General features: G+C 52.6%; 10 protein-coding genes. 4 read left to right on the top strand and 6 right to left on the bottom strand.

What is annotated here, in order from left to right:
* Positions 1–393: 393 nt before the first annotated feature.
* Complete coding sequence (locus F1379_RS02485; protein WP_239004522.1) at positions 394–1,209, bottom strand: DUF6492 family protein; 816 nt, start codon at positions 1,207–1,209, stop codon at positions 394–396.
* Positions 1,210–1,466: 257 nt separating this feature from the next.
* Here F1379_RS02485 and F1379_RS02480 point away from each other — a divergent pair, with 257 nt between their 5' ends.
* The 3 genes from F1379_RS02480 (at position 1,467) to F1379_RS29690 (ending at position 3,606) form a co-directional block, all read left to right on the top strand.
* Positions 1,467–2,222 carry a YheC/YheD family protein gene (locus F1379_RS02480; protein ID WP_239004521.1) on the top strand — a complete coding sequence of 252 codons (756 nt, stop codon included), beginning with the start codon at positions 1,467–1,469 and terminating at the stop codon, positions 2,220–2,222.
* 165 nt (positions 2,223–2,387) lie between these two features.
* Complete coding sequence (locus F1379_RS02475) at positions 2,388–3,353, top strand: acetylxylan esterase (protein WP_150265996.1); 966 nt, start codon at positions 2,388–2,390, stop codon at positions 3,351–3,353.
* An 82-nt stretch (positions 3,354–3,435) separates the two neighbouring features.
* Positions 3,436–3,606, top strand: coding sequence for a hypothetical protein (locus F1379_RS29690; RefSeq protein WP_162551059.1), 171 nt, complete (start codon positions 3,436–3,438; stop codon positions 3,604–3,606).
* Between the two features lie 479 nt (positions 3,607–4,085).
* Here the strand turns inward: F1379_RS29690 and F1379_RS02470 are convergent, their stop codons facing one another.
* The 3 genes from F1379_RS02470 to F1379_RS02460 all read right to left on the bottom strand — a co-directional run bounded on the left by F1379_RS02470 (position 4,086) and on the right by F1379_RS02460 (position 8,908).
* Entirely contained in the window at positions 4,086–5,150 is a 1,065-nt protein-coding gene (locus F1379_RS02470; RefSeq protein ID WP_150265994.1) for a hypothetical protein, read from the bottom strand.
* Between the two features lie 715 nt (positions 5,151–5,865).
* Positions 5,866–7,506, bottom strand: coding sequence for a cellulase family glycosylhydrolase (locus F1379_RS02465; RefSeq protein ID WP_150265992.1), 1,641 nt, complete (start codon positions 7,504–7,506; stop codon positions 5,866–5,868).
* Positions 7,507–8,047: 541 nt separating this feature from the next.
* Positions 8,048–8,908, bottom strand: coding sequence for a hypothetical protein (locus F1379_RS02460; RefSeq protein ID WP_150265990.1), 861 nt, complete (start codon positions 8,906–8,908; stop codon positions 8,048–8,050).
* A gap of 237 nt (positions 8,909–9,145) precedes the next feature.
* On the opposite strand from F1379_RS02460, the gene F1379_RS29685 reads away from it, so the two are divergent.
* A complete protein-coding gene (locus tag F1379_RS29685) occupies positions 9,146–9,301 on the top strand; it encodes a hypothetical protein (protein ID WP_162551058.1) in 156 nt (51 codons plus the stop codon).
* A 450-nt stretch (positions 9,302–9,751) separates the two neighbouring features.
* Here the strand turns inward: F1379_RS29685 and F1379_RS02455 are convergent, their stop codons facing one another.
* Together F1379_RS02455 and F1379_RS02450 are read right to left on the bottom strand one after the other, a co-directional pair.
* Positions 9,752–11,371: a helix-turn-helix domain-containing protein gene (locus tag F1379_RS02455; RefSeq protein WP_150265988.1), complete on the bottom strand. Its 1,620-nt coding sequence runs from the start codon at positions 11,369–11,371 to the stop codon at positions 9,752–9,754.
* On the bottom strand, positions 11,352–13,136 hold the full coding sequence (locus F1379_RS02450) for a cache domain-containing sensor histidine kinase (RefSeq protein ID WP_338046056.1): 1,785 nt from the start codon (positions 13,134–13,136) through the stop codon (positions 11,352–11,354). The genes F1379_RS02455 and F1379_RS02450 overlap by 20 nt, the downstream gene beginning before the upstream one ends.
* Positions 13,137–13,271: the final 135 nt, after the last annotated feature.

The raw sequence follows: 13,271 nt of genomic DNA, 5'->3' as shown, positions 1-13,271 counted from the left end.
GGCCACTGTTATGAGCATCGTTCGTTCCTAAAGCCGGTCCAAGCTTCATATCAAACTCATCTGTTCTCTGCAAATAGTTCGATTATCGTACACTAATCTGGCCTTATTTACCGATTTCAGCCATCTAATTTGATTTTCGCCACTTAATTTGAGTGATATTGGTGTGGTAGTTGATTTACAAGCATATTAAGTGGCGATTATCCAACTAGGCTTGCGAGCATGCTCCAAACAGGTGAAATTAAGTTGCGATTTTCCGACTACGCTGTACGCCAGGAGCTGCCTTTCGTCCAATCGTAACTATATAGAACTGGCTGCAGGCGAATTCTATGCAAAGTAGCGGTAATGAACCGGAAATCCGGGGCCGGCCGCAAGTTCATTACTTCATCCGCCCGGCTATCTTTTCGCCGGAACCGAATAGCCCTTACGCTGATGGAAGGACAGCGAGCGGTAGGTGCGGGCCAGCTTCCTCAGCTGCCCTGCTCCAAGGGAAGACATCGAGGAGTGCAGCGCCTTGTTGGCGGCGCTCCGCATCACTACCGAGCCGGGATTGCGGCTGTATACATAGTTGGCGTAGGTTTCGAATTCGGAGAAGCCGAACTGCCGCTTCTTGTTGATGCTGCGCAGGATGGCGGCATGCCAGCGCAGCCCGTGCTTCGATTCGATGGTGCGCTTCAGCTCCGCCAGCTTATTTTTATCGAACAGCATGTAATGGGTAACGAACGAGCGGGGAGCGGGGGCCGGTGCGCCCAGCAGTCTCTTGTAGGTCCGGAAATATTCCGGCTGGCTCCAGTTGCGGCAGTAGAAGATTTGCTTCCCTTCCGTACGGAAACGGTGCGGCCTGATCAGTACTGTATCGGCATCAATAACGAGAAAATACCGCTCCCGGCAGACATGATCCCCGTTCAGCTTGAGCAGCTGCTGGTACAGCCAGCCGGAACGGTTCCAGCGGGGCGAGGAATAATGAATATCCTGCTTGGTGAAGGGCAGGACGGTACGCTCATCGACGAAGATGCAGCCTTTACGGGCGCACATGCTGCGGATTTTGCTGCTTGCGGGCGATACAATATAAATATGGCTGATCGGGTGGCGGACATATTGTCGCAGTCCGTCGATGACATGGGGGAGCGTGGCCAGATCTTTGTCAATGGCCGGAATGAGCACGTCTATGGGAGGTCCGCTGCGCTTGGACTCTGCTATAGTGGCTGACACGGGCATTCATCTCCGTTCGCAAATTGACGCATGCCGGAGCAGGCTGGACCTGATACGGACCAGTGTCCGGTCTTAAACGGCGTCTTTCACCAGCGTATGCCGTGCCCCGGTCCGGGGTCCGGGTGATCTGTCACCGAATTGTTACAGCAGGCCCGGGCGGATGCTTTGTTCCGTTAAGGCTTCATCCGCATAGGATGCATTGACAATGGGAGAGGAGGATGTTTGCGTGTCCTTCTTGCCGACAGGAGAGTGCATGTGTGAAGGTGAAATCGGCTAACTTATTGCAGAGTAAATGGCTCAAGACCAAGCTGCTGCTGCGCAGCGCTTCCGTCAAGCCCTACATCCCTGACACCCGGAGATTCAGCAGAAGTCATCTGGAGCAAATGATCCGCAGCTATGGCATGATCTATGTGAAACCGGAGCGGGGAACCTACGGCAACGGGGTCATCCGCGCGGAGCGGGGAGAGCGGCAGGGATATACCTACCAGCATGAAGAGACGGTCAGACATTTTGACAGCTTCGATGCTTTCTACAAGAGCCTGGCCAGAAAGACGGGCAAACGAAGCTATCTGATTCAGAAAGGCATCCACCTCCTGAAAAAAGACGGCCGCCGTTTTGACATCCGGGTGATGGTGCAGCAGAGTCCCAAAGGAGTATGGGAAGCTACCGGTGTCATCGGCAGGCTGGGGCATCCGCGCAAAATCGTAACCAATTACCACAGCGGCGGCAAGCCGATGGCAATTGAGACGCTGCTCTCCTCACATTTGTCCCGGCGGCAGATTGAGCAATTGACCGAGGTATTAAACAGTCTGGGGGTCCGTGTGGCAGCCCATATGCAGAAGACCTATCCAAAAATCAAAGAAATCGGGCTGGATGTCGGCCTCGACCGCTCCCTGACGCCGTGGATTATAGAGGTGAATATGAGGCCGGACCCCTATATTTTTAACCAGCTCAAGGATAAGTCCATGTACCGGAAAGTAATGAGATACCGGAAGGTTTATAAGAAGGATTAGAGGGCGGGGACACTGCTGCTCATGCGGTTGGCATGGGCGCAGTGTTTTTTGGCAGATAGTGGACAAGTGATCTGTAGCCCGCTGTTCCCAAGTCCATGGGAACTGCACTATACTTAGTGCAGAATGAGAGCCATTGCAGAATGAAACGAACATGGAGGATCAATGATGGGTTACATGGAGGAAATAACAAAAGAATTGTTCAATTACAGACCGGAGCTGACCCGGCAGGAGGATTTCGATGCTTTCTGGGAAGAGACAATTGCAGAGGCCAAGGCGGTTCTCTTACATGCTGAGCGGCGAAAAGTGGACAACTATCCGATCGGGCCGGTGAGCGTCTATGAAATCCAGTTCCATGGTATGGATGATACTCCGGTGTACGGCTGGTACCTTGTTCCCGATTTTATGGGCAAGGAACGGTACCCCTGTCTGGTTCATTATCACGGCTTCAACGGGAGCAGGGGCGAGCCGTCCGAATTCATGCACTGGGTGATGCTGGGCTTCGCGGTAGTCTCCATAGATTGCCGGGAACAAGGGGGGCGTACCGGCAGCCGGGCGCCTTCGTCCGGCGGGTATTCGATGAATCTTGCCAGTAAAGGCGTGCGCAGCAAACACGAATATTATTACCGCTATCAGTATATGGACTGCATGAAAGCGATCGATTTCGCCTGCGCCCAACCGGAAGTGGACCCTTCCCGGATTGTGGTCGAAGGCGGCAGCCAGGGCGGAGCGCTGACGATGGCAATGGCGGCGCTGGATGAGCGTCCTGTAGCCGCACTTGCTGATGTGCCCAGCAACAGCAACCTGGTACGGCGGATCGACGGTCAGCACGGCTCCTTCGCTGCGGTAGCCGACTATCTCCGCCGTCATCCGGAAGAGCTCGATCTGGTGCTGAATGAGCTGAGTTATTTTGACACCATGAATATGGCTGAACGGATTACGTGCAAAGTGCTTGCCTCTGTAGCGCTGAAGGATGAGACCTGCCCGGCCGAGATGTATTTCGCCACCTACAACCGGATTCCAGGAGAGAAGGAGATTAACATCTATCCGTTTAACGGCCATGAAGGCGGAGGAGCAAAACAGACGGAGGTCAAGCTGGCCAAGCTGCGGCAATGGTTTCCGGAATGGTTCTGAACGCGGCAGGTTAGAGGCGGCCGTTAACGGGTATTCACTTGGAAAGGGTCCTTATGGAATGGAGCAAAGGAGGTGCGAAGCCATGAACAAAGACTTGCCGCCCGAGATTCCCCCGAAGGTTGTACCCGAAGTAAGCCCGGACAGAATCTCTGACCCGAAGCCGCCTGATATCCCGCCGGAGATAACGCCCAGAGAGCAGCCGGAAATTCCGCCGCAAATCCCGCCGGAGATTGAACCGGGGAAACCGCTCTAAGGTTCAGTTGGGACCCGGTTCAACCTGAGTCTGCAGCTGGAATATGGTCCGGTTGACAGCTAAGGCCCTGCAGGATTCCTGCAGGGCCTTGCTTGGTAGTTCCGTTCAAACGGCTTGGCTCAATAAAAGGTAATAGAATAAGGGACATTTACGCCGGCTGCGGTGACAGAGGTGATCTTCACCATGAATATCCAGCCTTGGGCACCATAAGCGGTGCCTCCTGTCATGGTGAGGGGATTCATCGTGCCCAGATAGATGGTTTGGCTGCCGTTGACCAGGTAATACTCAGCCTTGATCAGAGCGGGATTGACATTGGTGATTCTGGCGTAAACGTTAAGGTTATTCGGCGTGGTGTTCGGGAATAAATAGATATCCGGCGCCGAGGTGTCTACCGAATTATCATAGGTTACTCCCCGTTCGTATCATGCGGCCATTAGGCAGCTTGAAACAGGCTCTTTTTTATAGAGGAAACGGGTGAACTATTGAACCGGGACAACAATTATCGTTGCCTGCCCTGTAGAGTTATCCAAGAAATAAGCGGTCATGGAGGAATTACGATAGCCGAGAAATTGACTGTTGTTTTTCTTTGGCCAGATCTGTCCTGCAACCAGTTGTCGCCCTTCCTTTGAATAAAGAGACCATGTCTGTTCGCCTAAATTTCCGACAAATATCTGGTCATTGATATACTCCGTCTGCCAGCCGGCAGGTTCCGTCTGATCGGTGAAGATTTGAGTGAGAGAGGCAGTTTCTTTGCCGGTATCCATATTAATCCTGCGATAAACTTGTTGGGCACTGGCAGCATCAGGCCGATTGACATGAGCCGGCACAGCCTGATACACGTATGATGTAAATAAAGCAAGATCGGAACCGGTGAACTTCAACTGAAAATCCGTATTGAAGTTCTGGAGCAATGTCTCTTTTTTTGAATATAAGTTGACTGTCTTCACGAAATGATCGTTGCTCATGATTCCTTGGGCCTGATATTTAATCGCCAAGTTTGGATATCCGACAAAATCCCAATCCTGCACGCTAATGCTCTCATATCCATTGTCTTTAATGGTTGCATTGTAAGTAGCAACTGGTTTTCTCCAGGGATACTGATAGAGAGAGAAATTGTTGCTGTTCTGAACCATGATACGTTCATTCACTTTTCCTGTTGGTGCAGCCCATTTGACGGTTGTTGACTCGGCAATTTTCAAAGGGATGACTGACTCTCCGATAAGGGATGCGGTATACGAAAATATAGTTTTCCGGATTTTTTTATCTTTTTGTTGTTGGAGCAGGACGATCTTTTGCGGGGATTTCAAAACGGATACATCAAGGATACGATCGTTATTCTTCGAAAGTGAAGCGAACCGGCGGTTAATTAAATCCGCTAATTCAACTCTGTTGTTGACAAGATCAACAAGAACTACTGTATTTTCGTTTACGTAAACTAATTCCTTTTGGACGTCGCCGGGTGCTGCATTAGCCGAAATAGCGCCGCAGCTAATACCGGCCCAAAGAATAGAAATAGCCAGAAAAAGAGTCCATCTTTGTCGCATAAATATTCCTCCTTTTTTTCAATATATTGGGTGCGATAGATTAGACGCTTGTTAAGGCAGAAAAGTTGCAGAAAGGATTATCTTTCTGCAACTTTAGAAAATTAATAGAATCTGTAACTTTCATCTCTGTCTGTAGCACTTATTACGTTTTTAGTATAGTCAATAATCCCTCCGTGAGACCAAGTGTTTTCTGTTAGCCCACTTACAGATCCTGGGTAAACGGTGCCAGACCCATTCTGAGTAAAGAACCTAGTATTCGCAAAATTATAACCGGGAAGGGTTACGTCGTCTGCTACCGCACCTGAATAATTAAAAGATGTTGTACTGGCAGGGGTCGTAAGTCTATGAAAAGCGCCTGTATGATGTCCTAAAGGTGCTGGACTAGTATCAACTAAAAGAGATTGAATTGAAACACTGGAGCTTACTGAAGCTGAAATTTGCTCATTGATTGCTAGCCTACTCAATATTTTCTCATCCGCGGTTGTACTGTCAGTAACTTCTTCTTTTGTCTCCTTATCAATTCGGGTTGTGGCTTCTCCGCTTTCTGAACTTTTAGCAAATGGAAAATATAATATATAGGTCTATAATAAAGAATAAAAAGTCGAAAAATGTATATATAACATAAAATAGCCTGATCCAACTCTCTTGCAGTTGTTGGATCAGGCTATTTAAGGTATGAATCTGGGACTAGTTTCGGCTTCAGCTCAAGTCAGGCTTAAGGCTGTACACCCGATACCAGGACACCATTCTGATACAGCGTCACATGGTTCCACGTGCTGTAGGCGGTCTTGGTGGCATCGAAGGAATAGTCGTTTGTTTCATTGAAGCTGCTCCAGTCGCTCTTGTGCAGACGGAGCTGAATGTCGCCGGTCTGGGCGCCCGGGGCGAGGGTGCCGGCGCCGGATGCGAACGACAGCTCTACATAGGAATCGGCGGTTGCCGCATTGGCTGTGCCGAAGGCAGTGGTGATGTTGGCAGCGCCTACCTGGGCCCAATCAATAAAGGCGTTCACCGACTGCGCGCCATCCTTGGTGAAGTAGTAACGGATCTTCAGCGTGCTCAGATTAACGGCGGTAGATCCGGTATTCTTGATGTTGAACTGCGGTTTGATCTGATTATCGGTCGGGTTGATATCGCCCGCACGATAGAACAGAGTCAGTGTGCCGGGAGCCGATGTCGCGGTTGGCGTCGGCTGTACCGTAGCCGTCGGGACAGGTGTTACCGTTGCGGTCGGCGTTGCCGTCGGTACTACTGTCGGCGTTGGAGTAGTTGTTGGTGTTGCTGTCGGTGTTGGCGTCGGTGTCGGTGTCGGTGTTGTGCCGTTGTCCGGTACCGGCACATATCCCGGTGTGGTGTAGATTTTGTTCAGCACCGAGGTGGCCAGTGTACCATAAGGGCCGTTTACTACACTCTTGCCCCAATCCGTAAGTGCACCGGCTGGTCCAGTTGCAAGATCAAGATACTCCACCCCGCCGCCGTTGCCGTACCAGGACCAGGCCAGCCAGCCTACGCCGAGCTGCTGCCCGTAGCTCATAATGGTAGCTTCATCTACATCGCCGCTGGTGTGCTTGTGGCCGAATTCGCCGATGATGACCGGCACGCCGATGGCCAGCGCGTTGTCGATATTGCTTTTGACAGTTGCGGCCGAGCCCCCGGAATACTCATACATATGAATGGAAAAAATCGTATTCTTCAGCGGATCACTGTTGAACACGGCATTGCCGCTCGTAAAGATCGAGGTTGGATATTGGCCCCAGCCGGCGGCATCAACGATCAGCGTATGCTTCAGCCCGGCGGCGCGCAGCGCAGGAATAACAGTCTGATAACCTGCAGCCCAGTTCGTGGTGCTCCAGGAGCCGAACCATTCGTTGGCGATATTGATGATGACGCGGTCTTCCTTGCCGATCAGCACATCCTTGATGCCGATAAAATAATTGGCGGCCGCACTCAAGTCGGACAGGTTGTCCGAGCCTGTGGCATCATGCACCTCCAGCACGGCAATCAGCTTATACTGGTCGAGCAGCGTGAGGATATTCTGCACCTCGGCCGCTGTATCCTTTGTCCATTTGACACCGTTCGCGAGTACGATGCGGACGGTGTTGGCGCCGGTGGCGGCAATGGCCGGGATGGCGGCGTCCAGATCATTTTTATACCACGTATGTGCATGGTTGACCCCGCGCATGATGAACGGGCTGCCGGTAGCATCCAACAGTGTGGTACCGCTTACATGAAATCCTTTAACAGGGGTGCTTGCCGCTGCTGCCTGCTTCTGGGGGAGGGTAAGAGAGAGAATGAGGACACAGACCAGGGCGAACAGGCTAATGCTGCGGAACGAAAAAGTCCGGCTTACTTTCATTCATAGTTCCTCCTCGTAATGGAATTGTTCAATGATCCTTGAAATTGACCGGCTGTACGCCGGGTCTTCCGAAGCCAAGAAATGGCCGCTTGCCTTGCAAAGTGATCAGCAGGTCCCAGAAGAATTACCGGCAGGAATACCGGTATTACAGCTTTCGGCATAGACCACCTCCCCAGATGCTTCCAACATAACATATAAATGTTAAACTGGAAATGTCTTTAAATTACCTTTGCCGACAAGATTTTTGAGAGGGATGACGGTAAAAGGGTGATTTTGACATCGGATGTAAAAGTGGATGAGTGAATAACGCGAAGCTGTTCGGCAGGTCTGCCGAGAGGGCTGGAGGGCGTGAGCATAGGATTATCGGTCACTCGAAGAGGGTGGAGATCTGAGTCGGGGGCGAACGCGTCTAGTGTCCAATGTGCTGCGGTGGCCCGAACGTTCCGGGAACGGCGAAGAGTTGGCGCGGACTTCGAGCTTTAAGGTGAGCCCGGTGTCCGAAGCGGAGAGACTTTACATAACAGGACGCACGGGCCGTCTCTTAACGACATCTTTCCAAAAAAGCGACCAACAGCGGGGTGATCTCTTCGGATCTGAAGCGTGCGAGCTCCTCCACCGAATATTCGGGTTCCAGGCTTGCAATAAACTCGCGGCCCAAATAATAGCCGGTATCCGGTCGTCCCTGAAAGCTGTTCCAGTCGCCGAAGAAATCCCGGACGCTTTCCCGCAGCCTAATCCGCCTTAGATACTCCTTAGCCAGTATGGCTCTGTTCCGTTGGCACCCATCCAGCCAGCCATGGTCATCCTGATGGTAGAAATCATCCTGAGCCAGCAGCACCTGCTCATATCTTTGCGCGAAGCCTTCAATATATAGCTGCCACACCGCACGTTGATCCATTCCGGAGTACGTATTATCCAGCACTGTCCGTCGCAGGTCGGAATGGGCGATATGGCACAGCTCATGGCACAGCAGACCGGATATAGCCTCACGGGTATGCCATTTCAGCTCAACAATCTTTTCAGCCCCCAGCAGCACAGCGTTGGTGTTCCCCACCTTTGTAGCCCAGCCGGCTCCATTACATAGTCCGATGTAGAAGTATACCAGCACCTCCCGCGAAGCTGGGAATAGTGAGGCAAAACGTTCCTGAATCTCCGGAATGAGCGTTTCAAGATGGTAATGGGTTTCCTGAAGCAGCGTCCAGCCGCTGGTCAGCACCGCGAGCGCCACTGGTCTAATGTCCCGCTCCCGGTCATACGCTTGGCTGTCTACTTCAAGCATATGTTTAAGCTCAGGAAAGCAATTAACTGCGTAATCCTCCCAATAGTCAAAATACCGCTCCGGCTCCCGTAAGATTTGCTCCCGCAATTCGATCATGGAGCCGAATGTATCAATGATTTGCAAGTAAGCTCACAGCCTCTCAAAATTAATATTGCCCGTAGGTCGGCACATTTACTGCCGCATCGCGAGCTACCTCCCTTGGACACGCCGCATCGCATCGAGATTCCGCCTCCTGTAACTCCGTCTCCCGTAACTTTAACATCGCCTCTCCCGGCAAAACATTTCTCCCGGAAACGATTGCCAAGTCTTGCTATAATATAGACCATCCTGCACTACATTTACTAAAAGGAGGAATAACTTTTGTTCACCGCATTCTCGTTATTTTCGGTTCTCTGGCTGCTTGCCTGTGCTGCCGCAGTTATTCTCGGCGTTGTTCTGATCGTTATGCTCATCCAGACATTGAAGAAAGTGAATCAGGCACTGGATATATACATTAAGAAAAATAATTACTTCTAGCCCGGCGGCCGCCCGCCGCTGCGCCAGCGGCTCACCCCTGTAATCCCACCGGCGGGCCAAATTCGGCGATGCAAACACTAACGTTCAGGTGAAATTAGGTGGCGATTTTCCACTAACCTGAACAAGAGCAACATGAGAACTTTAAGGTACTGTCCTGCTTTTCGTTAGGTGATCGTGATTTGTGGATTATGGTCGATTTTTCGCCTACATTTGCCCTGTTTACCTTCACGGTAGTCCATTGTGGTCGGTTTTTCGACTACAATGGGTCTGTATTCCTCCACGGCAAGACATTATGGTCGATTTTTCGCCTACATTAGGATTGATTAGCCGTACTGTGCTGTTGGTCGGCCTGTTCACGGAAAAGGGATGTGGGCGCGGTCGTCTCCAGCCTTACTCACAAATAAATGGTGCATAGCTACGGTTTGATGCGGTCAAGGTACTAGTGCGCCGCTACCGCACACTCCCCGCCAGCCGCTCCTTCTTATACTCATTCGGCGACATCCCGACCTCCTGCTTGAACAGCTTGGAGAAGTGGGAATAGTTGACGTAGCCGACTTTGCCGGCGATGGTGTACACGGAGTGCGGCGTCGTCTCCAGCAGCTGCTTGGCGGCGGCGATGCGGACCTGGATAATATAGCTGCCGAGCGAGATGCCGGTCTCCCGCTTGAACAAGCGGGCCAGATAGTCCGGGTTCAGGTAGACCCTTTCGGCCAGCAGGTTACGGGTCAGATCATCGCCGTAATGGGCGTGGATATACCGTTTGATTTCCTCGGCCACCGATGTGGGCTGGGCGGCGAAATCGCGGTATTTCATTGCCGTATGCACCAGATAACCAAGATACTCCTCCATATCCTCGATGGAGCCGAGCGAATGCAGCAGCAGCTGGTCGTTCAGCGTGCCGCTGTAGAGTTTATGCGCCTGGATGCCCTTATCTTTGAGGAATGAGTAGATCAGCTGCACGATGTCGAGCCGGAACTGGCCCAGTACGGAGGTCTGCAGCATCCGGCCGCTCAGCATCCCCCGCAGATAGCGGACCGATTCCCCCAGGAAATCGGACAGTCTGTTCTCTTGCAGCAGTGCCTCCAGCGCAGCAAGGTCCGGCGGAGTATACTCACCGCTTTGCAGATTCGGCCGCAGCTCTTCCGCCGCCCGGTACGTCTGATTGCGCACCCGGGTCCACTCACTGTCCAGCCTGAGCAGCTGCCGCAGCAGCAGACCGCTCTCCGCAAGCTCTCCGCATTCCCCGATATTGCAGGTAACCTCGCATTTGAGATAGGGTCCGGAATTGCGGATGAAGGAGGAGCAGAGCTCTTCAATCAGCGGCAGGTCCGCTTCGCTACCCCACTTCAGCACGGCTATCCACTGATATTCCTTATGCTCAAATATACTCTCCACCGCAAAGCTGCCCTGCCCGCGGAACAGCTCATACAGCACGTTGAGCAGCGCGAAATCGAACAAGTCCTTCTCCTCTTTGCCCATGCTGCCGTTATGGGGGAAGAGAGTGAACAGCAGCGGCTGCACACGGTCGGACAGGGAGTAGGCCAGATGATGCTCCTGCATGGCACGGGCGACGGCGGGTCCCCGTACCGGGGCGCTTGCACTGCCGCCGGCGAGCTTGCGCCAGAAATGCTCCACGTTGTTGGCGAGATTCTTTTGCCAGAAATGCCCCTCCCGGATCGCCTTCTCATTGTTCTCCTGCTCCTGGGCCCGGCTCACGGCCTTGCGTATAATCAGCATCAGCTTGTCGAACTCAATCGGCTTGAGGAAATACTCAAAGCTCTGCAGCTCGATTGCCTTCTGCGCATAGTTGAAATCGGCGTAGTTGGTGAGCAGGATGGTCTGGATGCGGAAGTTATTCTCACGAATCCAGGCCAGCAGCTCCAGACCGCTGCCCTGGGGCATCTCGATATCCGAGATGACAATCTGTACCGGATGCTTCAGCAGAATTTCGCTCGCCTGGGCGACGTTGTTCGCCGTATACACGGTCCCGATGCCCAGCGCACGCCAGTCGATCCGTTGCTCCAGCGCGGCGATCACATAGTAATCATCATCAACCAGCAGAATATTCATGTGCGGCCTCCTTTGCAGTGCTTTGACTCTCCCGTCCGGCGCTGCTGTCACCCTCAGGCTCCGGCAAAATAAGTGTAACGCAGGCCCCGCCGGATTCCAGATTCTCGAAATGCACCTGCGCACGCCCCTTGTACAGATACTCCAGCCGTTTGAGCGTGTTCGTAATTCCGATATGCTTCCCCCGGCTCTGGTCGAGCGGTTCGCCGAGCAGCAGCTTCTCCAGCACTTCGCCCGGGAATCCGGGCCCGTTGTCGGCAATGCGGATTACGGTCCGCGCGCCTTCATCCGATTGCACCGCCTGCACCCTTAGCGTGATTTCCGCCTGCTCTGCCCGGGAGACTGCGTACTTGACGGAATTCTCGATGAAGGTCTGCAAGACAAGCGGGGGAATTCTGCGGGTTCCGGCTTCCTCCGCTTGTTCTATCCGGTACACCAGAGCCCCTTGATAACGGTGCTTCTGAATTTCCAGATAAATGCGTATATGCTCCAGCTCGGCGCCCAGCGGGACGAAATCCTCCCCGCTCTGGAACAGATAGCGTAAATATTTGGCCGTGGACAGCGCCATGTGCTCGATCTCCGGGTACATTTGAATCTGGGCCATGCTGTAAATGCTGGTCAGACAGTTCAGGAAAAAATGCGGATTAATCTGCTGCTTCATATAATCCAGCTGAATCTGCCGCTTTTCCAGCTCCTGCTCGTAGATGGCGATTTTGAAGCCGCGGATCTGCTCCACCAGCTCGCTGAACTGTGCGCCCGCCTGCTCCAGCTCGATAATCTTGCTGGACCGCAGATCGACCGGCTGTCCGTTCCCGCTTAGCCGGGCCAGATTCTCGGAGAAGCTCTGGACCGGTCCGAGAACTCTCCGGTAGAAATAGAGCATCACGACACAGATCATGGCCGTCACCATGAAGAACAGCAGCATAATCAGGAGCTGTGCGATCACAATCTTCTCGAACGCGCCGAAACGGATAACCAGCTCCGCCCGGAAATCGGTGTTGGGGAATTCCGTGCCGATGGTCGTGCGGGGCGCGAGCAGTCCGGCCAGACCGCCGGTCTCCGGCAGCGGGCTGCCGCTGTTCGTCAGCGGGGTGGAGATGCTCGTGCCGTCTTCCGCCACCAGCGACGCATAGCCGTTCGCCCCCAGATTAATCTGGCGCAGCGGGGTAATCAGATTATCGGCGGAGATCAGTCCGACCAGATAGCGGTTGTAGTAAGGTACAATATTAATGATGTAATAGCTGCCGTTTACCAGAATCGGAGTCCAGCGGGAGTAGAATTCCGCATATACATCTTTGTCTTCGATATGGGACAGGATCAGACGCTTCAGCTCCCGGTAATCACTGTAGTTGATGCTTAGCGGCGCACAGTTCAGAAAGAAGTCCTGATTCTCAAGATAATAGAAGAAATTATATTCCTGCCCGTAGTTCCGCTGCAGCTCCGAAAAGCGCTTATGCACATTCTCGTTAAATTTGAGAAATTCGCTGCTCTCAGTGTCGTAAGCGTTCATCATGTTAAGCATGTCGTCGTTCGCCAGCGTCCAGCCCATATAATGGTTGATGTAGGCGAAATCATGATTGATCCGGCTGATATAGAGATCGGCAGTGTCCTGCAGATACCGGGTCGATTGCTGCTTCACAATGGCGATGGAGGCGATGCTGATAACCAGATCGAGTACAAGCACGGTGAAGGAGACAGTGAGCATGATTTTGACAGAATGGCGGATTGGATACGGTTTGGGTCTTGCGGTTTTGTTGGCGATAGGCAATTCGGTAGCCCCATCCTTTCCGGACTGCTAAAATGAATGCGATTACAATTCGTTCATGTAAGACCATTATAGAATTCTACAGGCGAAAATACATACCTTATTCGGGCATGTCCGCCGCAAAGTCCGGATTCCACA

Source organism: Paenibacillus tepidiphilus, assembly GCF_008635795.1.
GTDB classification, from domain to species: Bacteria; Bacillota; Bacilli; order Paenibacillales; family Paenibacillaceae; genus Paenibacillus_AQ; species Paenibacillus_AQ tepidiphilus.
This window is presented reverse-complemented; position numbering and strand designations above follow the sequence as displayed.

Excerpts from the sequence above, each read along its gene's own strand:
- F1379_RS02475 (WP_150265996.1), top strand. The coding sequence starts at position 2,388 with ATGGGTTACATGGAGGAAATAACAAAAGAATTGTTCAATTACAGACCG.
- F1379_RS29690 (WP_162551059.1), top strand. The coding sequence starts at position 3,436 with ATGAACAAAGACTTGCCGCCCGAGATTCCCCCGAAGGTTGTACCCGAA.
- F1379_RS02470 (WP_150265994.1), bottom strand. The coding sequence starts at position 5,150 with ATGCGACAAAGATGGACTCTTTTTCTGGCTATTTCTATTCTTTGGGCC.
- F1379_RS02465 (WP_150265992.1), bottom strand. The coding sequence starts at position 7,506 with ATGAAAGTAAGCCGGACTTTTTCGTTCCGCAGCATTAGCCTGTTCGCC.
- F1379_RS02455 (WP_150265988.1), bottom strand. The coding sequence starts at position 11,371 with ATGAATATTCTGCTGGTTGATGATGATTACTATGTGATCGCCGCGCTG.